This window comes from Nonomuraea sp. B12E4 (genome assembly GCF_039871825.1).
GTDB lineage: Bacteria > Actinomycetota > Actinomycetes > Streptosporangiales > Streptosporangiaceae > Nonomuraea.
Window position 1 is genome coordinate 342,165 of the sequence record NZ_JBDPME010000006.1, and the last position, 21,524, is coordinate 363,688.

General features: G+C 70.6%; 20 protein-coding genes and 1 tRNA gene. 11 read left to right on the forward strand and 10 right to left on the reverse strand.

What is annotated here, in order from left to right:
• The first annotated feature begins 43 nt into the window (after positions 1 to 43).
• The 3 genes from ABGB18_RS17465 (at position 44) to ABGB18_RS17475 (ending at position 1,789) form a co-directional block, all read left to right on the forward strand.
• Positions 44 to 436 carry an OsmC family protein gene (locus ABGB18_RS17465; RefSeq protein WP_347696551.1) on the forward strand — a complete coding sequence of 131 codons (393 nt, stop codon included), beginning with the start codon at positions 44 to 46 and terminating at the stop codon, positions 434 to 436.
• A gap of 311 nt (positions 437 to 747) precedes the next feature.
• Positions 748 to 1,674, forward strand: coding sequence for a nucleoside hydrolase (locus ABGB18_RS17470; RefSeq protein ID WP_347696552.1), 927 nt, complete (start codon positions 748 to 750; stop codon positions 1,672 to 1,674).
• Positions 1,675 to 1,715: 41 nt separating this feature from the next.
• A tRNA-Lys gene (locus ABGB18_RS17475) sits at positions 1,716 to 1,789 on the forward strand.
• Positions 1,790 to 2,229: 440 nt separating this feature from the next.
• Here the strand turns inward: ABGB18_RS17475 and ABGB18_RS17480 are convergent.
• From ABGB18_RS17480 to ABGB18_RS17500, 5 genes are all read right to left on the reverse strand, one after another.
• Complete coding sequence (locus ABGB18_RS17480; protein WP_347696553.1) at positions 2,230 to 2,901, reverse strand: LamG-like jellyroll fold domain-containing protein; 672 nt, start codon at positions 2,899 to 2,901, stop codon at positions 2,230 to 2,232.
• 383 nt (positions 2,902 to 3,284) lie between these two features.
• Positions 3,285 to 3,779 (reverse strand): nuclear transport factor 2 family protein, encoded by a 495-nt coding sequence (locus ABGB18_RS17485; RefSeq protein ID WP_347696554.1) that lies wholly within the window; start codon positions 3,777 to 3,779, stop codon positions 3,285 to 3,287.
• A 434-nt stretch (positions 3,780 to 4,213) separates the two neighbouring features.
• A complete protein-coding gene (locus tag ABGB18_RS17490; RefSeq protein ID WP_347696555.1) occupies positions 4,214 to 4,417 on the reverse strand; it encodes a hypothetical protein in 204 nt (67 codons plus the stop codon).
• 65 nt (positions 4,418 to 4,482) lie between these two features.
• A complete protein-coding gene (locus tag ABGB18_RS17495; protein ID WP_347696556.1) occupies positions 4,483 to 4,821 on the reverse strand; it encodes a hypothetical protein in 339 nt (112 codons plus the stop codon).
• Between the two features lie 86 nt (positions 4,822 to 4,907).
• Complete coding sequence (locus ABGB18_RS17500; protein WP_347696557.1) at positions 4,908 to 5,765, reverse strand: DUF4429 domain-containing protein; 858 nt, start codon at positions 5,763 to 5,765, stop codon at positions 4,908 to 4,910.
• Positions 5,766 to 5,794: 29 nt separating this feature from the next.
• Here ABGB18_RS17500 and ABGB18_RS17505 point away from each other — a divergent pair, with 29 nt between their 5' ends.
• Positions 5,795 to 6,376, forward strand: coding sequence for an HD domain-containing protein (locus ABGB18_RS17505; RefSeq protein ID WP_347696558.1), 582 nt, complete (start codon positions 5,795 to 5,797; stop codon positions 6,374 to 6,376).
• On the opposite strand, the gene ABGB18_RS17510 is transcribed toward ABGB18_RS17505, so the two are convergent.
• Complete coding sequence (locus ABGB18_RS17510; RefSeq protein WP_347696559.1) at positions 6,373 to 7,083, reverse strand: FCD domain-containing protein; 711 nt, start codon at positions 7,081 to 7,083, stop codon at positions 6,373 to 6,375. The two genes, ABGB18_RS17505 and ABGB18_RS17510, sit on opposite strands and share 4 nt — an antisense overlap.
• Before the next feature lie 159 nt (positions 7,084 to 7,242).
• On the opposite strand from ABGB18_RS17510, the gene ABGB18_RS17515 reads away from it, so the two are divergent.
• The 5 genes from ABGB18_RS17515 to ABGB18_RS17535 all read left to right on the forward strand — a co-directional run bounded on the left by ABGB18_RS17515 (position 7,243) and on the right by ABGB18_RS17535 (position 13,940).
• On the forward strand, positions 7,243 to 8,850 hold the full coding sequence (locus tag ABGB18_RS17515) for an ABC transporter substrate-binding protein (protein WP_347696560.1): 1,608 nt from the start codon (positions 7,243 to 7,245) through the stop codon (positions 8,848 to 8,850).
• The gene (locus tag ABGB18_RS17520) at positions 8,847 to 9,806 is read left to right on the forward strand and encodes an ABC transporter permease (RefSeq protein ID WP_347696561.1); all 960 of its coding nucleotides are present in this window, start codon (positions 8,847 to 8,849) and stop codon (positions 9,804 to 9,806) included. Before ABGB18_RS17515 ends, ABGB18_RS17520 begins: the two co-directional genes overlap by 4 nt.
• Positions 9,803 to 11,740, forward strand: a complete 1,938-nt coding sequence (locus ABGB18_RS17525) for a dipeptide/oligopeptide/nickel ABC transporter permease/ATP-binding protein (RefSeq protein ID WP_347696562.1) — start codon at positions 9,803 to 9,805, stop codon at positions 11,738 to 11,740. The genes ABGB18_RS17520 and ABGB18_RS17525 overlap by 4 nt, the downstream gene beginning before the upstream one ends.
• The gene (locus ABGB18_RS17530; RefSeq protein ID WP_347696563.1) at positions 11,733 to 12,722 is read left to right on the forward strand and encodes an ABC transporter ATP-binding protein; all 990 of its coding nucleotides are present in this window, start codon (positions 11,733 to 11,735) and stop codon (positions 12,720 to 12,722) included. Before ABGB18_RS17525 ends, ABGB18_RS17530 begins: the two co-directional genes overlap by 8 nt.
• Before the next feature lie 255 nt (positions 12,723 to 12,977).
• Positions 12,978 to 13,940 (forward strand): dihydrodipicolinate synthase family protein, encoded by a 963-nt coding sequence (locus ABGB18_RS17535; RefSeq protein WP_347696564.1) that lies wholly within the window; start codon positions 12,978 to 12,980, stop codon positions 13,938 to 13,940.
• Between the two features lie 178 nt (positions 13,941 to 14,118).
• Here ABGB18_RS17535 and ABGB18_RS17540 read toward each other — a convergent pair whose 3' ends face one another.
• Together ABGB18_RS17540 and ABGB18_RS17545 are read right to left on the reverse strand one after the other, a co-directional pair.
• Positions 14,119 to 14,376, reverse strand: coding sequence for a DUF1876 domain-containing protein (locus ABGB18_RS17540; protein WP_347696565.1), 258 nt, complete (start codon positions 14,374 to 14,376; stop codon positions 14,119 to 14,121).
• Between the two features lie 231 nt (positions 14,377 to 14,607).
• On the reverse strand, positions 14,608 to 14,982 hold the full coding sequence (locus ABGB18_RS17545) for a BlaI/MecI/CopY family transcriptional regulator (RefSeq protein WP_347696566.1): 375 nt from the start codon (positions 14,980 to 14,982) through the stop codon (positions 14,608 to 14,610).
• 67 nt (positions 14,983 to 15,049) lie between these two features.
• Here ABGB18_RS17545 and ABGB18_RS17550 point away from each other — a divergent pair, with 67 nt between their 5' ends.
• The gene (locus tag ABGB18_RS17550) at positions 15,050 to 15,700 is read left to right on the forward strand and encodes a hemerythrin domain-containing protein (RefSeq protein WP_347696567.1); all 651 of its coding nucleotides are present in this window, start codon (positions 15,050 to 15,052) and stop codon (positions 15,698 to 15,700) included.
• A 2-nt stretch (positions 15,701 to 15,702) separates the two neighbouring features.
• On the opposite strand, the gene ABGB18_RS17555 is transcribed toward ABGB18_RS17550, so the two are convergent.
• Positions 15,703 to 16,647, reverse strand: a complete 945-nt coding sequence (locus ABGB18_RS17555) for a sugar kinase (RefSeq protein ID WP_347696568.1) — start codon at positions 16,645 to 16,647, stop codon at positions 15,703 to 15,705.
• A 185-nt stretch (positions 16,648 to 16,832) separates the two neighbouring features.
• Here ABGB18_RS17555 and ABGB18_RS17560 point away from each other — a divergent pair, with 185 nt between their 5' ends.
• Positions 16,833 to 17,834 (forward strand): hydroxyacid dehydrogenase, encoded by a 1,002-nt coding sequence (locus ABGB18_RS17560; RefSeq protein WP_347696569.1) that lies wholly within the window; start codon positions 16,833 to 16,835, stop codon positions 17,832 to 17,834.
• 67 nt (positions 17,835 to 17,901) lie between these two features.
• Here the strand turns inward: ABGB18_RS17560 and ABGB18_RS17565 are convergent, their stop codons facing one another.
• Entirely contained in the window at positions 17,902 to 21,450 is a 3,549-nt protein-coding gene (locus ABGB18_RS17565) for a protein kinase (protein ID WP_347696611.1), read from the reverse strand.
• Positions 21,451 to 21,524: the final 74 nt, after the last annotated feature.

The following is a 21,524-nucleotide window of genomic DNA, read 5'->3' on the forward strand; positions in this document are numbered from 1 at the left end:
CATCCAGAACGAACATGAAAGCATTCTGAGTAAGGTCTGAAACATGGCTAACGTGCGTGTTGAACGGACCGAAGAGGGTGGCTTCCGGGCCACGAACGCCCGCGGCGCCGAGGTGCGGATCGGCAGTGGTGACGAGGAGGGGGTGTTCACCCCCGTGGAGCTGCTGCTGGCCGCGGTGGGCGGGTGCAACATCGTGACCGTCGAGCCGCTGACGGCCCAGCGCGGGCACCGGCTGGTCCGGCTGGCGATGACCGTGGGGGCGGAGAAGGTGGAGTCGAACCGGCTCGGCCCCGTGACCGTGACCTACGACGTGGAGTTGCCGTCGGAGGAGGCCGATGAGGTGTTCAGGGCCGTGGCGGAGCGGGTGCACGACAAGTACTGCACGGTGAGCAGATCGTTGCAGGTCGGTACTGAGGTTCGGTTGGAGCTTCCGTAGGTGGATTAAACAGATATTCGACCCCGTTATGACGCGACCGTTGCATTCGTCTCGGTAGCGTTGTACCAGGTCAGGAGCGGATGCGACTGGCCTGAGAGACCTTCACCGAAGCGGACGCGGAGGGGGACCGCGGTTCGCAAGTGCGGGACCGCCGACGTTTTTTGGGGGAAAAGCGTCGGCCTGGACCGCCACCGATCGGGCCGGGCAGCTTTGGGGGAACTGCCCGGCCCGATCTATGCGTGCTGTCCCTCTGGTCCGCGGGCCGACCCGGGGCGTATCGCCTGATCTGTTTGTGCGTATTCTCCGGTTACGTGAAAAAGGTACTCATCGACTGCGACCCCGGCATCGACGACGCGCTCGCCCTGGCCCTGGTCGCCGGTTCTCCGTCCCTGGACGTCGTGGGCATCACCACCGTGGGCGGGAACGTCGACCTGGAGCTGACCACGGCCAACGCGCTCGCTCTCCGCGAGTTCCTGGGCCTGGGGGAGGTGCCGGTGACGCCCGGCAGCGGCGGGGCCCTGCTGCACCGGACCGTCCGGGCCGGGCACGTGCACGGGGCGACCGGTCTGGGCGACGCGGTCCTGCCCGTGCCGGAGCGGGGGCCGTCGCCGGGGCACGCGGTCGACTTCATCGTGGAGGCGCTGCGGGCCGACCCCGGCGAGATCACGCTGGTGGCCGTCGGGCCGCTGACGAACCTCGCCCTGGCCGTACGCAAGGAGCCGCGCGTCGTGGAGTGGGCCCGCGAGCTGGTCATCATGGGCGGCTCCTACACGCGCGGGAACCACAGTCCGGCGGCCGAGTTCAACATGCTGGCCGACCCGGAGGCGGCGGCGATCGTCTTCGGCGCCGGGTGGACCGTGCGGATGCTCGGGCTGGACGTGACGCTGACCGCCGTGGCGACCTCGGACGTGCTGGAGCGCATGCGGCCGCTGGGCCGGCTGGCCGACCGGCTGCTGGTGCCCGCCGCGCGGTCCTACGGGGTGGTGACCGCCGAGGGCGGCCCGGCCATCCATGACGCGTGCGCGGTGGCGTACGTGCTCGAACCGTCGCTGTTCACCTGCGTCCCGGCCGTGGTGAACGTGGAGACGGCCGGGGCGTACACCCGCGGGATGACGGTGACGGACTTCAACCTGCGTGATCGGCGGGCGAACGCGCTCTTGGCCACCGCCCTGGACGTGAAGGGGTTCTGGGAGCTGGTGCTGGGGGCATACGAGGGGTTGGCGGCCAGGCTCGGATGATGTGCGGGCAGGGCGCGGCGGCTGATACAGTTACACCCGTTGCGCCGCTAGCTCAGTTGGTCAGAGCAGCTGACTCTTAATCAGCGGGTCCGGGGTTCGAGTCCCTGGCGGCGCACTACGCGAAACCCTAGCTCGATGCGCTGAGCTGGGGTTTCTCGGTTTTCTGGCGACTCCGGCCACGTTGAGGTGCTCCCGTGGTTGCTCGGTGGATGCTCTTCGGCACGGTTCCGGCGTTCTGTGAACCCGTTCGTCAGGTCAGACCCGTAAGACGATCAAGAGAACGCCAAGCCGGGGGGTACAGCGGGCATGCCCGGGCCGGGATGCGCTGGCCTTCCGGCAAAGAGTTGATCAAGCTGCCTGTAATGCATGTTCCGCCGTTCCGTGGTGGAGCTGTTCTGACCTCCTCTTCGGAACAGATCTGCTCGTGAGTTGGTCTTACTTGTATGCGAAGCGTCGTATTCGTCCGGCTCGGGCCCGACTGCTGCTGCCCCGTTCTTGGGCGGTGGGTATGAGAGCTCGAGGGGAGTTTCCGGGTCTCGGCTGATCGCACGCGTGTCACGGCGTGCGAGCGGAGCAACGACGGCTACCGCGTCGAGGCTGACCGGGCCCCTCAGAATGGGTGCCCACCTCCTGATTCAGCGGCAGCGGGCCGTTGCCGATGATTAAGCCTTCCTGCTCGGTGGTGTGCAGCCAGCCCGCTGGGGCGGTGTACTCGGAGGAGGCGTACAGGCCGTAGCCGCCGCCATTGGCGTGTTCCTTCATGAGCACGCTGCGATAGAGATTGCCCAGCGCCGAGGGACGCACCCAGGCCGAGAGCGTCAGTGTGTCGGTCAGGCGCAGTGAGGGGGTGTGCGGGATGGTGACCCAGCTGGATTCGCCGTTGAACGACAGCGCTTGCCCGTGCTTGCCGGTCGTTGTCCAGGTGGTGTCGGTGGCCGTGCCGGTGTTGTTCTGCCCGGAGGCGTCACCCACGGTCGTGCCCGAACCCTCGTTCATGCCGTACGCGGCCACCAGGCCCTGGTTCGCGGGCGGCTGGGTCGCCGTGGCGGACGCCTCGGCGGAGGCGGGGCCGACGTTGCCGGCGGCGTCGACGGGGCGGACCTGGTAGTAGGTCCCCGCGGCCAGCCCGGAGTCGAGGAACGAGGAGCCCTCGGCGGAGCCGACCTGGTTGGCGGCCGACGGGGTGAAGCCGGGCGTCGTGGACCGGTGGATCTGGTATCCCGTCACGCCTGTGTTGTCGGTTGCGGCCGTCCAGGTCAGGGAGGCCGCTGATCCACTCCGCGAGCTCTGGTAGCGGCTCGGGGATCCATTCGCCCACGTAGGTCTCGCGCCGGACGCGTGGCGAGGAGAGCTGGTCCAGGCAGATACAACCGGCGACCGTGGTCAACCAGCCGCCGGGGGATGCGATGGCGTCCCCCGGCGGCCGGGACATGGCATACCAGCGGGCAGTTCGACAGGACAGCGGAGTGAACCTGTGAGGCTGGCGCGTCGCCCCCACCGGTCGCCTCACCGTCCGAGATGTTGCGTTGCCGGATCAGCCGGCAGGACCACATCCTGATGCGGCTCGTCCAGATGCGGAAGGGCGTCGGGAGATATCGGTTTAGCCGCGGTTATCGGGCTTCTTCCGCAGAGGAGGTGTTTCCGGCCTCTGGGCCGGCGGGGTCCCAGGTCACATGAGGCGAACCCGTCAGCGCAGTGGTGTCGAGGTACCTGGGCTCGAGGACGCGCTCGGTGAACTTCCAGCCATCCGGGGTGCGCTGGTAGCGGTCGTGGAACAGGCCGTACATGACGACCGACCTGCCGTCGCGCTGGCGACCGATCTCGAAGATGGATTCCCGGCCGGTCGCGGTGTCACCATCGAGTTGGATCGTGCCCGGGTGCACGTTCTGCACCCAGAACTCCCACGCACCCTGCAGCCGTTCGATACCGGCGCGGATCTCCTTCCGCCCGGTGAACTCGACGTTGGCGGGGGGGATCCGCCACACCGCGTCCCTGGTGAACAGCGACGCGAAACGGTCGTAGTCGCCGATCATTGCCGCGTCGACGTGTTCGCCCCGCAACGCCTCGATCTCGACGCGGTCGGCGATAGTCTGCAGATCTCTCATCGGTTTCCTCTCTCCTGCGAACGTGATGGATGACGGCATCGGGCTCCTGCCGGAGGGTGCTGCAGGGTGCGTCCGCACCAGCAGCGCTTCACTGAACGTCTAGGTCTGGTGGCTGTATCTGACCTGTCGGCGGTTGTGCTCACGGGCCTGCCCTCCAGTTCGCCGCGCCATCTGCCCCTATCCGCTTGCCGGCGTAGCCGGAGCGAACGTCCATGGTGATCTTCTTGCCGCAGTGGCGGTTACAGATCATCGACGAATGAGTCCGGCGCGTCGGGACGGCCGGCCAGTACCCGATGCTCGCGCTCATGGTCGGCTACACGGACGGCGGCATCACGGTGAAGTCCGCGGGCTGAGCCGTGTCACACGCTGCGATGGGCGCTCGTCCTAGCACCAGAGCAAGCAAGCACAGGAGAGGGACACGACATGATGAACGGCTACAGCAGGTCGGCCAGGATCTTCGTCCAGGTGGCTGTGGTGGTCGGCGCGCTGACGATGCTGGTCTTCGGCGTGTGGATGCGCATCGACCCGGCGGGCTCGCGGTCTTCGCCCGGTTCCCCAATCACGTGCACTTCCTGCACGACGCCGGGGTCTTCCAGATCGGCATTGGGCTGATGATGCTGAGCGCGCTGGTATGGCATGACGTGCTGTCGATCGTGCTGGTCGGGTTCTTCGTCACCAACACCGCCTGGTCCGGGAGAACCCCTCATGGGGATATCGGCGGGTACACGGCGAACTGGCCATGCTCGGTATCACGGTCGCGCCCTCCGCCGTGTGGGAGATCCTCAAGCAGGAAGGCATAGACCCGTCCCCTGAACGAGCGTCGGTCACATGGGCGGACTTCCTGCGGCGCAACCGGCCCGGCACGCTTCAGCTCCGGGTGCGCCGTGATGTCGCTGTCGGTGATCGAGGTGTTACGCTCCTCCACCAGGATCGTGCCCTCGGAGGTGGCCAGCAGCGAGCCGAACGGCGGATCGCCGGCGGCGCGGGCGGACGCGGCCAGCTCTATGGCGCGTCGCAGGAGTCTCTCGTCGTCGTGCGTCACCGTCGCTCCTGGAAGGCTTGGGATGGGGCGTCAGGTAACGAAGTTTTAAGGGGGGTCGGCTGTCGGCACTTCGGAGACGGCGGTGTTCAGGGATCCTGGAGGCGGCGGATCATCGCCTGCTTGGCCGTGGCGAACTCCTCGTCGGTCAGCACGCCCGAGCGGTGGAGCTCGCCGAGCTCGGTCAGGCGGCGCAGGACGGCGTCGTGCGCGTCGTCGGCGCCGGGCGGCGGGGGCGGCAGCTCGGCCACGCGCCGCGGCAGCCGGGTCAGCACGGCCGCGGCGACCAGGGCGGTGGCACCGCCGTAGCGCTGGATGCCCCAGCACACGCAGCGGGTGTCCTTCTGCGGAGTCGGCGCGAGCTTCTCGCCCTTGATCCGGAAGCGCAGCGTGCCGTAGCCCATGCCGGACTGCGGCCGCCACTCCACGCCCAGCAGCTCGGACAGCGCGAACTCCTGGGCGCCGGCCTTCTGCTTCTCCGAGCTCGCGAACCCGTTCCAGTCCAGCCGCACCCGATCGCCGTCGAACAGCGCCGTGCCGTCGCCCGCCGTGGCGGTGATCGGCACGTCGGGGCCCGGCAGCAGGTAGTCCTCGCAGGGGCCGGCGGGCGTCTGGTAGACGAGCAGCATGTCGCGGACCTCGTCGGCGAAGTATTCGGCGGCGCCCGAGCGGTTCTTCGGCACCGACAGCCGGTACGGGTCCGCGGGCGGCCCCAGCGACCCGGCCACCACGTCGGACAGCGGATCGGCCCCCTTGCGCAGGCGCAGGCGTACGTGCCCGCCCTTGCGCCCGGGCTCGAACGCCACCCCGGCGACGGCCTCCAGAGGGACCACGACCTCGCCCAGCGTGCGCCGTAACTCGTGGATGTCCTTGTCGCTGCCGGGCACGATGCGCAGGACTTCCCCGTTGAACGTCCACGAGCCGTCGGGCACGGCGATCTCGGTCATATTGTCAGCCTAGGTGAGGGAGGAGCGGGATGGAGATCTTCACGAGCTGGCCGTCCTGGAAGCAGGCGGAAGGCCCGTTGAGTAAGGTGCTCCCGCCGACGACCGTGGACCTCCTGCGCGAGGCGGTGGCGTTCGCCGGGCGGTGCCACGGGGTGCAGCAGCGGCCGACGGGCCGCCCCTACGTGGAGCACCTGCTGGAGGCGCTGGAGGTGGCCGTGGCCGGCGCCGGGCTGGCCGACCGCGACGTGCTGGTGGCGATCGTGCTGCACGACGTCCTGGAGGACACGCCGTGCACCGAGGCGGAGGTCGCGCGGCGGTTCGGCCCGCGGGTGGCGGCGCTCGTGCGGTGGGTGACCAAGCCGCGGGACGCGGTGAAGGCCGACTACCTGGGCTCGCTCATCAAGGCGCCGTCCCAGGCAGTGCTCGTGAAGCTGGCGGACCGGGTGAGCAACGTGCAGGAGCTGCAGCGCATGCCGTGGCGGTTCCAGCGGCGTTACTACCTGGAGACGGTCGCGTACATCATGCCGCTGGCCGGGGCGCATCCGTGGTTCGCCCAGTGGTACGCGGAGTGGCGGCAGCGCTGGCGGCGGGTGGAGCGCTGGCCCGGTTAGCCGCGGATCCTGGCCACCCGGTTGCGTACGCCGTCGAAGTGCGCGTGCACCGCGGCCACGGCGCCCGCGCGGTCGCCGGCGAGCACGGCCGTGTAGATGTCGCGGTGCCGCCTGGCCACGTCGCCGGGCGGCTCGTCGGGGGCGCCGAGGGCGTCGCGCAACTGGTAGTAGATGTCCCAGAACGCCCCCAGCAACTGGCTCACCAGGGGGTTGCCGAGCGGCCGGTAGAGCAGGTCGTGGAAGAGGCGGTCGGTCTCCGGCGAGACCGGCCCCGCCTGTGCCTCGGCCTCCATCCGGGCGATGACCTCGGCGACCGGGGTCAGGTCGGCCGCCGGCTCCAGCTCGATCAGCCGCCGTACGAGGCCGCTCTCCAGGATCTCGCGGATCTCGATGAGGTTGACCAGGTGGTTCTTGCCGTTCTGCAGGGTCAGGCGGCTGTGGAAGGTCAGCTCGTCCACCAGGCCCGCCAGTGAGATGCGGCCCACGAACATGCCGAAACCGTGGCGGATGTCCACGATGCCGACCGCCTGCAGGGCCTTGAGCGCCTCCCGGATCGAGTTCCGGCTGACCTGGAGCTCCTCCATGAGCTCCGATTCGGTGGGGAGAGGATCGCCGGCCACGAGCCCGCGCATGACGATGAGGTTCTTGACACCCTCTTGGGCCTCGGCGGCGCGGCTCAACCGTGCCGGGCGCGGGACAGCGGCCATGAAGAATCCCCTCTCTTCTGCGTAACATTCCGGAAATCTTCTGTTGACCGAGGGCTGTATGGCCATCTAGCGTCCACCTTACGCAAAAGATAGGACATGGGATGTCCCATGTTCTACGTCGGGCCGCGACCTCGCGGCCTGATATGACAGGAGGCATCCGTGAGCTCTGACTTCAGCCGCCGCGACTTCCTGCGTTACAGCGGCGCGACGGGTGCGGCGGCGTTCATCGCGGCCACCCTTTCCGCCTGCTCCGGCGGTCCGGCCTCGACCGGATCGGTCGGGGCGGGTACGAACAAGGACCTGATCACCGCTGTCATCGGATACGGCAACGACCAGAGCTGGGACCCCACCCAGACCGCCTCGGCCTTCGCCATGGCCGGGATCAACCACATCTACGAGGGACTGCTCGATACCGACCCGATCACGCGGGAGCCTTACCCGGCGCTGGCGACGGCGCTGCCCGCCGACCTGAACGCGACCACCTGGAGCTTCACGCTCAGGGAGGGCGCCAAATGGCACGACGGGCAGCCGGTGACCGCCGACGACGTGGTCTTCACCTTCCAGCGCATCCTCGACCCCGAGGCGAACGTGCTGACCGGCAACTTCTTCCGTACCTGGCTGGAGGAGGTGAAGAAGGTCGACGACCGCACCGTCGAGCTGGCCTTCAAGATGCCCTTCCCCGATGCCGCGCCCCGGCTGACCATCGCCAAGATCATGCCGCGGCACGTGTTCAGTCAGGCGGGGGCGTGGGACCAGGCCAAGAGCGGCAAGGCGGTGGGCTCGGGACCGTACCGGCTCAGCGCGCACAACCCCAAGTCCAACACCACATTCGAGAAGTTCGACGGCTACAACGGGCCGCGTCCGGCCACGGTCAAGCAGATGAACTGGCTGACGATCGTGGACGCCGCCGCCCGGGTGGCCAAGATCTCCGGCGGCTCGGCCGAGGCGCAGATCGCCGACAACATCCCGTACGCGAACGTCGAGCAGCTCAAGCAGCAGGGGCTGACGGTCGAGGGCGGCAAGGGCATGAACCACATGTTCCTGATGTTCAACACCGCCGCGAAGCCCTTCGACGACGTACGGGTGCGCCAGGCCCTGCACTACGCGATCGACAAGCAGAAGATGATCGACGTGGCGCTCAAGGGCCACGGCACGGCCTCCAGTTCCTTCCTCAACGAGGGCCACCCCGACCACCAGCGGGCCTCGGTCGTCTATGACTACGACCCCGACAAGGCCAAGGCACTGCTGAAGGAGGCGGGCGTCAGCAACCTGACGATCAAGCTCATGGCCGTGAACGTGAGCTGGATCGTGGACTGCCTGCCCACCATCGCCTCCTCCTGGGAGGCGGTCGGGATCAAGACGACGCTGGAGCCGCAGGACACGGCCGCGCTGTTCACCAAGATGGACCAGTTCCAGGACTACCAGGCGGTGGCGGCGGCCTCGAACCCCAACCAGTTCGGCATGGACGCCGACCTGATCCTGCACTACAACTACGTGCCCGGAGGCCTGTGGATGAAGTACGCCCACTGGGACGGCACCGAGGACGCCAAGAAGCTGTTCGCGATGATGGACGAGGCCGGAAAGGTGACCGACAAGGCACAGAAGTCCGAGCTGATCCACAAATATCTGGACTTCGTGGCTGAGCTGGCCATCCTCTACCCGGTGGTGCACAACGAGCTGATGACCGCCTGGGACCCGAAGAAGCTGTCCGGCCTCCGCGCGCAGCCCTACCCGGGCATCAACCTGCTGCAGGCCAAGCGGACATGACCCGTGTCGCCAGGATGCTGCTGCGGCGGCTCCTCATCCTGATCCCGCTGATGCTCGGCGTGGTCGCGTTCGTGTTCATCGTGATGCGCTTCTCCGGCGTCAAACCGGAGTACGCCTACTTCCAGGGCGCGAACCCGACCGCCGAGCAGATCCGTCAGTTCCAGATCGAGAACGGCCTGCTGGACCCGCTGCCCGTCCGCTACGTCCGGTTCGTCGCGGACCTGGCCCAGGGCGACCTGGGCACCAGCGTGCTCACGAAGAAGCCGGTGATCGAGTCGGTGATGACCGCGCTGCCGCTGACGTTGCAGCTCACGTTCCTCGGCCTCGCGGTGGCGGTGGTGCTGTCGCTGGTGTTCGGCGTGTCGGCGGCGTTGTTCCGGGATCGCTGGCCCGACCAGATCATCCGCATGGTGTCGCTGATCGGCGTGGCGGCGCCGGCGTTCTGGCTGGCCCTGCTCATGATCCAGTGGCTGGCCGTCGGCGAGGGGCTCTTCCCGACCGGCGGCTACATCAACCCGGCCGACTCACTGACCGGCTGGCTGCAGTCGATGACCCTGCCCGCCCTGTCCCTGTCGCTGCCGATCGCCGCCCAGCTCAGCCGCATCATCCGGACCTCGATGGTGGAGGAGCTGGACCGGGACTACGTGCGTACCGCGATCGGCAGCGGCCTGCCGCCGATCGTGGTCGTCGGCCGGAACGTGCTGCGCAACGCCCTCATCAACCCGCTGACCGTGCTCGGCCTGCGGGTCGGCTATCTGATCGGCGGCACCGTGGTCATCGAAACGATCTACGGCCTGCCCGGCATGGGTCAGCTCATGATCAACGCCGTACGCGACGGCGACCCGGCCGTCGTCCAGGGCGTGGTGCTGACGATCGCGATCGGCTTCCTGGTGGTCAACCTGGTCGTCGACATCCTCTATCTGCTGGTCAACCCCCGCCTCAGGAGCACCGCATGAGACGTGGACTGACAGAGCGGCTCTCCCGCCCGGGGGTGGGGTTCCGCCGGTTGAAGCCGCTGTCGTGGGTCTCGGTCGGCGTCGTGGTCGCGGTCGTGCTGGCCGCGCTGCTGGCGCCGCTGATCGCGCCGCACTCGCCGTACTTCCAGGAGATCGCCGGCGGCGGCCCGTCGGCCGAGCACTGGATGGGGCTCGACAGCGCCAACCGCGACATCCTGTCCAGACTCCTGTACGGGGCCCGCTGGTCGCTGATCATCGGACTCGGCGCGACCGGGCTGGCCCTGGTGGCCGGGGCGATCATCGGCGCGGTCGCGGCCACCTCGCGCCGGGCCGTGGACGAGACCCTGATGCGCCTGCTCGACGTGATCATGGCCTTCCCCGGCATCGCGCTGGCCGCGGTGCTCGTCGCGGTGTTCGGCGGCAGCATCCCCGTGCTGGTCATGGCCATGGCCTTCCTCTACATGCCGTCCGTGGCCCGGGTCGTGCGGGCCAACGTGCTGTCCCAGTACGGAGAGGACTACGTCGCGGCCGAACGCGTCATCGGCGCCCGCACGCCGCACATCCTCATCCGGCACGTCGCGATCAACTGCGCGGCGCCGGTGCTGGTGTTCTGCACGGTGATGGTGGCCGACGCGATCGTGCTGGAGGCGTCGCTGTCGTTCATCGGCGCCGGCGTGCGCCCGCCGAACCCCTCCTGGGGCAGCGTCATCGCCGACGGCAAGAATCTGGTCCTGCTCGGCGGCTGGTGGGCCACGGTGTTTCCCGGGCTGCTGATCCTGATCACCGTACTGGCCCTGAACATCCTGGCCGAGGGCGTCTCCGACGCCTGGGCCGCGCCCGCCGCGCGGAGCGCCGCCCCCCGCAAGGACGACGCGTTCGAGCAGGCCAGGCCGGGGTCCGGCGAGATCGTCGAGCTGCGGGGGCTGGCCGAGGCCGCGCGCCGGCTGGCCGAGCGCGCCCGCCCGCTGCCGCAGGGCCCGCCGATCCTGGCGGTCGAACGGCTGCGCATCGGGTTCGGCGACGGGGTCGACATCGTGGACGGCATCGGCTTCGAGGTACGCCCCGGCGAGGTGCTCGGCCTGGTGGGCGAGTCCGGTTGCGGCAAGTCGCTGACCGCCCTGACCATCATGGGCCTGCAACCCCGCGGCGCCCGCGTCAGCGGGCACGTGCGCTTCGACCAGCGGGAGCTGCTCGCGCTGCCGCGCCGGGCCCGCCGCCGTCTGCTCGGCCACGAGATGGCGATGATCTACCAGGACGCCCTGTCCTCGCTGAACCCGGCCATGACCATCAAGGCCCAGCTCAAGCAGCTCACCCGGCGCGGCGGCCGGCGCAGCCCCACCGAGCTGCTCGAACTCGTCGGCCTCGACGCCCGCCGTACGCTGTCGGCCTACCCGCACGAGCTGTCCGGTGGGCAGCGGCAGCGGGTGCTGATCGCGATGGCGCTCTCCCGCGACCCGAAGCTGATCGTCGCCGACGAGCCCACCACCGCGCTCGACGTGACCGTCCAGGCGCAGGTCATCGAGCTGCTGCTGCGGCTGCGGGAGGAACTCGGGTTCGCGCTGATCCTCGTCTCGCACGACCTCGCGCTGGTCGCCGACGTCACCGACCGGGTGGTCGTCATGTACGGCGGCCAGATCGTCGAGACCGGCGCCACGGCCACCCTGGTCGGCGCGCCTGCCCACCACTACGCCCGCGGTCTGCTTGGGTCGGTGCTGTCGCTGGAGTCGGGGGCCGAGCGGCTCACCCAGGTTCCCGGCGTGGTGCCCGCGCCCGCGGACTTTCCCGCCGGTTGCCGGTTCGCCGACCGGTGCCCGATGGTGACCGACGTGTGCCGGAGCGAGCAGCCGGTGCTGGAGGGCCCCGCCACGCATGCCGTGGCCTGCCATCATCCCGTACGGGATCCGGCCCATGAAGGGAGTGGGCAGCGTGCTTGAGCTGACGGACGTGCACGTCGTCTACAAGGCCCGATCCGGCGGCCTGTTCACGCGCGACCGCGTCCACGCGCTGACCGCGGCGAACCTCACCGTCGACCCCGGCGAGACGGTCGGCGTCGTGGGGGAGTCGGGGTGCGGCAAGTCCACCCTGGCCAAGGTGCTGGTGGGGCTGGAGCGGCCGACCTCGGGGACCGTCGCCTACCGCGGCCGGGACCTGTGGGCGCTGGGCGAGTCCGAACGGCGGGCGCTGGTCGGGGCGGGCATCGGGATGGTCTTCCAGGACCCGTCCACGGCGCTCAACCGGCGGCTGCCCGTCAGGCAGATCCTGCGTGACCCGCTCAACGTGCACCGCCGCGGCACCCCCGCCCAGCGCGACGCCCGCGTGCGCGAGCTACTTGACCTCGTCGGCCTGCCGGCCGGCGCGGCCGAGGCGCTGCCTGGGCAGCTCTCCGGCGGACAGCGCCAGCGCGTGGCCGTGGCCAGGGCGCTCGCCCTCGAACCCGGCCTGCTCATCGCCGACGAGCCCACCAGCGCGCTGGACGTGTCGGTGCGGGCCCAGATCCTCAACCTGCTGCTCGACCTGAAGGAGCGGCTGGGACTGGCACTGGTGTTCGTCTCGCACGACATCCAGACGGTGCGGCGGATGAGCGATCGGGTGGTCACCATGTACCTCGGGCGGATCGTCGAGCAGACGCCCGCGCAGGCGGTGCCGCTGGGGGCCCGCCATCCGTACACGCGGGCGCTGTTCTCGGCGACGCCCGGGCTGATCTCGCCGATCAACCCGATCCCGCTCGTGGGCACGGTGCCCTCGGCCACCAGGCCGCCGAGCGGGTGCCCGTTCCGTACGCGGTGCTGGCGGGCCGATGACGTGTGCGCGGAGGAGATGCCGGCCGCGCGGAGCGATGACGGTCATCTCTTCCACTGCCATCATCCGGTGGCGGCGGGGGCCACTGACGTCGAGTTGATCCAGGAACGTCTTTGACCTCCTCCCCGCGGGTAGATCCGGGGGGTTTCCACCCCTCTCGCACGGACAGGAGGACAGGTTGAGGTTCACGGTACGCGGGCTCGCCCGACGGCGGGCCTCGTGCGCACGTGGCATGCCCGGTCGCGTGTTCGATGCTCCTGGCCGCTTTCACGTCGGCGTCGCAGGCGTACTCAGCCGCTCCACCAGCCCGCCCCAGCACGCCGCCGAAATCGGGCGGTTCAGCCCGGGGCCTCCACGCTTTAAGGAAATTCGATGAGGATCACGAACGACGCCGCCGAGCCCGCGACCGGGCCGAACGACGCTGAGAGCGCTGCACTCACGGGTGTCATTCCGCCTGTTTGCACGCCTTTCACCCCCGACTACCAGGTTGATGTCGCCTCCTTCGTCCGGTTGCTCGATCACCTGCTCGATGGCGGGGTGGACGGGCTGTTCGTGCTGGGGTCGTCGTCGGAGGCGGCGTACCTGACGGATGAGCAGCGGCGGGTGGTGCTGGACACCGTGGTGGGGCACGTGGGAGGGCAGGTGCCGGTGTTGGCCGGGGTGATCGACATGACGACGCCCCGGGTGCTGGAACATGTGCGGGTCGCGGCGGCGGCGGGAGTGTCGGGGGTGGTGGCGACGGCGCCGTTCTACACGCGTACGCATCCCTCGGAAATCAGCCTACATTTCCGGACTATCGCCGCTCAGGGTGGTTTGCCGGTTTACGCGTACGACCTGCCGGTGTCCGTGCACACCAAACTGAGCGCGGGGCTGCTGCTGGAACTGGCCGCCGAGGGGGTGCTCGCCGGGGTGAAGGACTCCAGCGGGGACGACGGCGGCATGCGCGCGGTCATCATGGGGCGCGAGGCGCCGTTCAGCGTACTCACCGGGTCGGAGATCACGGTGGACTCGGCCCTGTGGATGGGCGCCGACGGCGTGGTGCCCGGGCTGGGCAACGTGGACCCGCAGGGGTACGCGGAGCTGTACCGCTGCGCCTCCCGTGGTGACTGGGAGGCGGCCCGGGCGGAGCAGGAGCGACTGGTGAGGCTGTTCGAGATCGTCAAGGTCGGCGGCACCCGCATGGGCGGCAGCTCCTCGGGCCTCGGAGCGTTCAAGGCCGCACTTCACCTACGCGGCGTGATCGACTGCCCGATCACCGCGCTCCCCCAGATCCAACTCAACAAGGACGAGACCGGCCGAATCGGCAAACTCCTGGCATCCGCCGGCCTACTCTGACCGGCTTGCCCGGTGTCCACCGAGACTGCCCCGACCGGCCGGCCTGCCGTCTACCGGGACTGCTTCGACCAGCGGGCCTGGAGCCTGCCGGACGGATTTCGCCCGGCGGGCCCGGTGTCCTGCCAGGCCGCCCTGATCGGCGGGCCTGGCGATTGTCGGGTTGCTCTGGTCGGTTGACTTACGCGGGGCTGGCCATCTGAGCCACATCCTCCGCGCCATCCTCGATCAGCTTCGATGCCAGGTCGGACAACGCCCGCCCGGCGGCCAACTCGTCCCCGATCCCGGGCACGGGACGGTCCTCAGGGTTGCGGCGGGCGTGAGCCACGCTCTCGTGCCGCTTGCCGTCCGGGGTGAACAACACCGCCGTGGCCGTGGTCAGAGCGTCCTCGTCGTCCTCGCTGATCCAGATCTGTATGTTCCACTGCTTGTACTCCATGTCCGACCACCTCCCTACCTTCGAGCCTGCCCCATTTGGCGCATCGGTAAAGTCACCGCCCCCGGCCGCCGCTGAATGGGCTCTCTGGAGACCGGGGATGCCCCGCTTCCGCGGCGGGTCACTCGGGATGCCGTGTTCGCTTGGCGTGGTGTTCGTTTGGCGTGGTGTTCGCTTGGCGTGGTGCTCGTTTGGCGTGGTGCTCGTTTGGGGCGGTGCTTGGTGGAGGGGCGCTCAGGGGCGGTGGGATTTCGGGGGGAAGACCTGGAGGGCGGCTTCCAGGGCGGTGGATTCTTCTGGGGTGAGGCGTTCGAGGAAGTGGACCAGGGTGGCGGCCTGGTTGTTGCTGGAGGCCAGGGCGTGGCGCATCAGCTCGGCCGTGTAGGCCTCCTTGGTGGAGATGGGCTCGTAGACGTAGGCGCGGCCGACGGGCTCGCGGCGGAGGAGGCCCTTGGTGTGGAGTTTGTCCATGACGGTCATGACCGTCGTGTAGGCGATCTCACGCTCCCGACGGAGGTCTTCGAGCACGTCACGGACGGAGGCGGGCCTGCGGTTGGACCACATCCTGTCCATGATCGTGGACTCGAGCTCTCCCAGGGGGCGTCTCATGACCACATGCTAAGGGTTGCAGTGGCGCACAATTGTTTGACAATCGCCGGGCAGCACCATGGTCATCGTGAGAGACGACAACAGGCCCAGCGTCTGGGAGATGGTGGTCGTACATCGCGTGTTCCGGCGTGAGTTCAAGCTGGCGCCGGAGCTCATCCGCCGGGTACGGCCCGGCGACACGGAACGGGCCGCGACGCTGGCCGCGTTCGTCAACGAGATCCTCGACGGCCTGCACCTGCACCACGAGGCCGAGGACAAGCTGCTCTGGCCGCCGCTGCTGGACCGGGTCGTGTTCGAGGTGGACCTGGTCAACGCCATGGAGCGGCAGCACGAGCGGGTCGCCGCGTACATTGAGGAGTTGCGCGGGCTGCTGCCTGTCTGGGAGCGGAGCGCCGAGGGCGGCGAGCGGGTCGCCGACGTGCTCGATCGGCTGCATGATGATCTCGTGCTCCATCTGGATCAGGAGGAGGAGCGCATCCTGCCGCTGGTCGCCGAGCACATCACCAAGGAGGAGTGGGATCGGCTCGGCGAGTACGGCCGCGCCCACCTGTCCAAGGAGCGGCTGCTCATCCAGCTCGGCGCGCTGCTGGAGGACGCCACGCACTGGGAGCGGCAGGCGTTTCTCGATCTGCTGCCGTTGCGCGCCCGGGTGTTGTGGGCATTGGTGGGCAAGCGTCACTACCGCAAGGAGATGGGCAAGGTCAGGGTGGTGGGCTGAGCTCAGCGGCTCACGCCGTCGGCGGGTCGTCGCAGAAGGCTCAGGTCGGCTCGGCGTGGCAGACTTTCCCAGTCGCCCTGGGAGGTCACCGCGAAGGCTCCCGCCGCGCACGCCGTGCTGAGGCGTTGCGCAGGCTCCGCCCCCGCCAGCCAGTCGGCCAGCCAGCCGGCCGCGAACGCGTCGCCGGCCCCGACCGGGTCCACCTCGGTCACCGTGTACGGCTCCGCGCGCCGTACGACGCCGTCGGACAGCTCCATCGCCCCCAACGCCCCGAACTTGACCAGCACGTGCCGCGGCCCCAGCCCCGCCAGCTCCTTGGCCAGCTCGACGGCCCCTTCGACGTCGGCGATCAGCCGGCCCTCGGCCTCGGTCGCGAAGAGCACGTCCACCGAGCCGACGGTCTCCCGCAGCCACGCCCCGGCCTCGGCGGGCGTCCACAGCGCCCGGCGGTAGTTGACGTCCAGCGAGACGAGCACCCCGGCGGCGCGGGCCACGGCGATGGCGTGCCGCACAGCCTCCCTGGCGGAGGCCGAGAGCGCGGGCGTGATCGCGGAGACGTGCAGCACCCGGGCCGAGCCGATGAGCTCGGAGTCGAGGTCCGCGACCGACAGCCGGGAGCCGGCGCTGTCCTTGCGGTAGTAGCGCACGTCGATGAGGTCGGCCGTCCGCCTGCCCTTGATCATCAACCCGGTGGGCGCGCCGGGGTCGGGGATGGCCCGCACGTCCACCCCCTCGCCCGCCAGGGTGGAGCGGATCAGGTCGCCGAACTCGTCGGCGCCCACCCGGCCGATCCACGTCGCGCGGTGGCCCAGCCGGGCGACGCCGATGGCGACGTTCGACTCCGCGCCGCCCAGGCCCAGGTCGAAGTCGCGGGCGAAGCGCAGCGGGCCCGTACGGCGGGCGGCGAACAGCGCCATGGTCTCACCGAAGGTCACCAGCTCGGTCATCGGTTCTGGCTACTCAGCTTTCTCGAGGTCCGCGCCGTTGCCACCCCGGTCACAGGGAGGTACGCGCCTGAGGGGCCGGACTGCTTGCGTTCCGGCACGGGTGACAACATACCGGGGCAACCGGCCCGCTGCTCTCCCGGCCGCCCGCGTTGGTTATGATCAATTGACCGTCTTTTGGGGGCGAAGTGGGCGAAAAGCGGCCGAAGACCCTGCTCGCCATGGGGCGCGAGGTGGCCGACCGGCTCGTGACCAGCGAAGTACGCGACCGCCTCGTGCGGATCGCCGACGTGGACCCCGACCTGGTGGCCGCCGACTTCGCCGATCCGGCCGTGGCCGGGGCGCTGGCCGCCGCGGAGGTGCTCTACACGAGCTGGTGGTGCCCGCCCATCACGGCCGAGGTGCTGGCCAGGGCGCCGAAGCTGCGGGCGGTCGTGCACGCGGCCGGATCCGTCAAGCACCACATCACCGAGGCGTGCTGGGAGCGCGGCATCCTCGTCTCGTCGGCGGCGTCGGCCAACGCCGAGCCCGTGGCCGAGTACACCCTCGCCGCGATCCTGTTCGCCAACAAGCGGGTGCTGGACATCGCCAGGCTCTACCGCGAGCAGCGGGCCAGGCCCGACCTGGACAGCACCTTCCCCGTGCTGGGGAACTACCGGCGCACGGTGGGCGTCGTCGGGGCCTCCCGGATCGGGCGCCGGGTGATCGAGCTGCTGCGGCCGTTCGAGCTGGACGTGCTCGTCGCGGACCCTTACCTGACGGACGACCTGGGCGTGCCGCACGTGGAGCTGGACGAGCTGTTCGAGCGCAGCGACGTGGTCAGCCTGCACGCGCCCGCGCTGCCCGAGACCAGGCACCTCGTCGATGCCGCCCGCCTGGCGCGCATGCGCGACGGCGCGACGCTGATCAACACGGCGCGTGGCGCGCTCGTCGATGAGGACGCGCTCGTCGCCGAGCTGGCGAGCGGCCGGCTGTACGCGGTCATCGACGTGACCGAGCCCGAGGTGCCGCCCACCGGCTCGCCCCTCTACGACCTGCCGAACGTCCTGCTCACCCCGCACATCGCCGGCTCCCTCGGCGGCGAGCTGGGCCGCATCGCCGCCCTGGCGCTCGACGAGCTCGCCAGGTATGCCCAGGGCCGCCCCTTCGCCCACGGCATCACCGCGGAGGCCCTGGCCATCCTCGCTTGACGGAGGAGCGGGCCGCACGGCGCCTACCTGGTCAGGCAAGACGGTCCCGGCCTGGCCGAGGGCCGGGTCAGCAGACCTTCCGGTAGCCGCTCTCCGGGATCAGCCGGGTCCACTCGGCCCGGCTCAGCGGGCCGCCCGCCCTGGCGCACACCTCGCGTACGGTCAGCGCCGGGTCGATCGGGATCTCGCGTACGCTGCCGTCCAGCGCCACGCCGCGCAGCCGCCGGCCGTCCTGGCTGAAGGCCAGCCCGTCCGCGCCCGATCCCACCTGGCCGACCTCGCGCAGCGTGCCCGTGTCCCACAACGACGTACGTGTGGCGGCGACCGCCAGCAGGTCACCGTCGGGGGAGAAGCGCAACTCGTCCACCGGGGCCGTGCCGGTCTCTACCGTGCCGAGGCGGGCACGCTTGCGCACGTCCCACAGCAGCACCCGGCCGGTCTGCTGGCCGAACGCCAGCCGGCGGCCGTCGGGGGAGAAGGCCACCACGGTGGGCGCGGCCGTGTCGAGCGGGGCGTCCAGCGGGGTGATCCCGCCCGAGGCGAGGTCGAGCACCTTGGGCCCGGCGGCCAGCGTCGAGCCGTCCGGGCTGAAGGCCAGGGCCAGGTCACCCGCGCCCTCGTACAGCTTGACGCGCCGGCCCGTACGCACGTCCCACGTCTCCAGGGTCCGGCCCCGGGCGGTGGCCAGCGTGTCGCCCTCGGGGGAGAGCGCCACGGCGGGCACGTCGCCGCCCGCCCGGACGGCGGCCACCTGCCTGCCGCTCCGCACCTCCCACACGGTCACCGGGTCGCCGGCCACGGCCAGCAGCCGCCCGGTCGCGTCGAGGGCCGGCGCGCCGGTGGCGGCGATCCGGCGGAGAACCCTGTGCTCGACGGTGTCGATGACCTCGATCGCGCCGCCGACCTCCCTGGCCGCCATCCGGCCGTCGCCGGAGAAGGCCACGATCCCGCCGCCCACGTACGGGGCGGGCAGGCCCGAGACCTCCAGGGAGATGACCGAGCCGGTGCCGCTCAGGTAGCGCAGCGAGCGCCCGTCGGCGGAGAAGGCCAGGCCGCCGTGCTCCGGCTCCTTGAGCGGGTAGGAGCCGGCCAGCCGCCGCCCGGCCACGTTCCAGACCCGGACCTCGCCGGCGCCGGGCAGGGCGAGCAGGCTGCCGTCAGGGGAGAAGACGGGCGGGCCGTCGTGTCCCGGCCCTGGGCCGTCCGGTCCCTGGTCCGCGTCGTCCTGGCCGCGCTTCGGGCTGTCCTGTCCCTGGTCGGAGCCGTTCTGCTCGCGCTTCGAGCCGCCCTGCCCCGGTTGCAGGCCGTCCGTGCCGGGGGCCTGGGTCGTCTCGGCGAAGCCGAAGGTCTGCGCCGGCTCGTCGCCGGGCGCCACCAGGATGGCGAGCTTCTCCGGCACCCCGGACTCCTGCGCCGTCCCGCCGTCGGCGCGCAGGGGCTCCTCAGCCGCCGCGAACCGCTCCACACCGCCGCCGGTGGGGGCAGGGGACGGCGCGTCCGTGGTGTTCGGGCGGACGGGCGTCGGGGCCTCGGCCGGTAGGGGGTCGGCGCGGCGGGCGCGGGCGGGGCCCGGCCCGTTCGCCCGGACCAGTGTGATGCCGTCGCGGCCCGCCACGGCCAGGGTGGTCCCGTCAGGGCTGAACGCCAGTGCGGGGGGCGCCGCGTCCGGGCCGGTCAGCGGGCGTACTTCGACGACCCCGGTCCTGACCCTGGCCGTCGCGTCCCAGAGCTCCACCCGGCCGTCCAGCCGGGAGAAGGCCGCCCGGGTCCCGTCGGGGGAGAGCGCCACCGCGCGGTCGGCCACGTCGAACAGCACCTCGCCGCCCCGGTAGACCCGCGTGCGGTTCCCCTTGACGATCGTGTACGTGGCCCCGGCCGGCGCCCGCCCGGTGGCCACCTCGTACGTCCGCCCGTCGGCCCCCTCCGCGAACCTGCCGTCGCCACTCAACGCCGCGATCCCGGCGGGCGACGGATAGGAGCCGAGCCGCCGCCCACCGGCCACGTCCCAGACGGTGACCCCACCGTCATCCCATCTGACCAGCTCGTCCCCGCGCAGCAGATAACGCGCCCGCAGGTCGGCCACCGGATCGGTGAACACTCCCAGCTCCGGCTGCACCAGCGACGCCTGAAGCGCCGCCCGCGCCTCGAACACCGGCGACAGCCGCCAGGCGGCCACGCTCAGCCGCATCGCGGTACGCGGATCGGAGGCCCGCATCGTCTCAGCCCTGGCCGCCACGGCCCGCGCCTCGGCGTCCACAAGGCGTTCGCGCAGGTCGTTCTGGCCGTGCACGGACACGACGGTCATCGTCACCGCCACGGCCAGCACCGTGCCGAGCGTCGCGAGCGAGGGGACCAGCAGCTTCCTGCGCTGCTTGGCCATGGTCACGCTGTCGTTGAGGAAGTCGCGTTCGAGCTGGTTGAGCCGCAGGTGGCGGCGCTTGGTCGCGGCCCAGCCGAGCGCCGTGTCGAGCGCCTCGCCGCGGAAGAGGTGGCTGCGGTCACGCCGGTGCGCCGACCAGCGCCGGGCCCCCTCGCGGATCTGCCGGTGCACGGCCAGGCCGTCGCGCTCGTCCGCGACCCAGCCGCGCAGCCGGGGCCAGGCCCGGTAGAGCGCCGCGCTGGCCGGGGCCACCCGGTTGTCGCTGACGGCCACCAGCTTCCCGGCGGCGGTCTCCGTCGGAGGCACGCGTACGCTGCGCCGCACCAGGAGCCCGGCGGCCATCAGCGGGGCCAGCACGTCGCCCTCGTCGATCGGGTTGTCCCCGTCGAGCAGGCGCAGCAGCAGCCCCGGCACCTCCTCCTGCTGGCGGGGCGTGAGCGCCTGATATGCCTCCTCGGCCACCTCGCCGAGTGGCCGCGCCCCCGCGAACCCCTCGGGGGGCCGCAACTCGGCCGTGCTCTCGACGCGCAGCTCCGCGGCCGCGGGCCGGTCGGCGGGATCCTTGGCCAGCGCCCGCCCCACCGGCTCGCGCAGCACGTCGGGCAGCGTGCTCAGGTCGGGATCGACGGTCAGCAGCCGGCGCATGAGCTCGCCCGGGCTCTCCCCCCGGAACGGGTCGTGCCCGGTGGCCGCGAACAGCACCACCGCCCCCCAGGCGAACACGTCCGCCGCCGCCCCCGGCTCCTCGCCGGTCAGCACCTCGGGACTCTGGTAGGTGCACGTCCCGCCCACCGAACCCCCAGCGGGCAGGCCCAGCTCGATCACCTTGGGCCCGTCGGCGGCCAGCAACACGCTCTCCGGGTTGAGCCCGCGGTGCGTCAGCCCGGCCTCGTGCAGCACGGTCAGGGCACCGGCCAGCGCGTTCGCCAGCGCGACCAGCTCATCACCGGAGTAGGGGCCGTGCAGATCGACGGCACTGCGCAGATCGGGCCCGGACACGAACTCGCTCACCACGTAAGGCACGCCCTCATCGATCCCGACGCTCACCACGTCGGCCAGATGGCGGCAGGAGACCCGCTCGAAGCGCCGTCCCACCTCGCCCCGCGGCACCGTGACGGCATAGCGGCGGCCTTCGTCGTCATAGGCGTCGTAGACCACACCGCGCCCGCCCGCGCCGAGCCTGGCGGCCAGCCAGTGGCCGCCAAGCCTCTCGGGGTCACCGGGCACCAGGCGCATCGTCACTGATGCTTAGATGCACGGCACCGCCCGTTGGTTGTCAGAAAGCGACGCCACAGGTCCCCCGCGCGCCT

Excerpts from the sequence above, each read along its gene's own strand:
- ABGB18_RS17465 (WP_347696551.1), top strand. The coding sequence starts at position 44 with ATGGCTAACGTGCGTGTTGAACGGACCGAAGAGGGTGGCTTCCGGGCC.
- ABGB18_RS17485 (WP_347696554.1), bottom strand. The coding sequence starts at position 3,779 with ATGAGAGATCTGCAGACTATCGCCGACCGCGTCGAGATCGAGGCGTTG.
- ABGB18_RS17490 (WP_347696555.1), bottom strand. The coding sequence starts at position 4,417 with ATGCCATACCAGCGCGCTCAGCATCATCAGCCCAATGCCGATCTGGAA.
- ABGB18_RS17500 (WP_347696557.1), bottom strand. The coding sequence starts at position 5,765 with ATGACCGAGATCGCCGTGCCCGACGGCTCGTGGACGTTCAACGGGGAA.
- ABGB18_RS17505 (WP_347696558.1), top strand. The coding sequence starts at position 5,795 with ATGGAGATCTTCACGAGCTGGCCGTCCTGGAAGCAGGCGGAAGGCCCG.
- ABGB18_RS17510 (WP_347696559.1), bottom strand. The coding sequence starts at position 7,083 with ATGGCCGCTGTCCCGCGCCCGGCACGGTTGAGCCGCGCCGCCGAGGCC.
- ABGB18_RS17520 (WP_347696561.1), top strand. The coding sequence starts at position 8,847 with ATGACCCGTGTCGCCAGGATGCTGCTGCGGCGGCTCCTCATCCTGATC.
- ABGB18_RS17525 (WP_347696562.1), top strand. The coding sequence starts at position 9,803 with ATGAGACGTGGACTGACAGAGCGGCTCTCCCGCCCGGGGGTGGGGTTC.
- ABGB18_RS17535 (WP_347696564.1), top strand. The coding sequence starts at position 12,978 with ATGAGGATCACGAACGACGCCGCCGAGCCCGCGACCGGGCCGAACGAC.
- ABGB18_RS17540 (WP_347696565.1), bottom strand. The coding sequence starts at position 14,376 with ATGGAGTACAAGCAGTGGAACATACAGATCTGGATCAGCGAGGACGAC.
- ABGB18_RS17545 (WP_347696566.1), bottom strand. The coding sequence starts at position 14,982 with ATGAGACGCCCCCTGGGAGAGCTCGAGTCCACGATCATGGACAGGATG.
- ABGB18_RS17555 (WP_347696568.1), bottom strand. The coding sequence starts at position 16,647 with ATGACCGAGCTGGTGACCTTCGGTGAGACCATGGCGCTGTTCGCCGCC.
- ABGB18_RS17565 (WP_347696611.1), bottom strand. The coding sequence starts at position 21,450 with ATGCGCCTGGTGCCCGGTGACCCCGAGAGGCTTGGCGGCCACTGGCTG.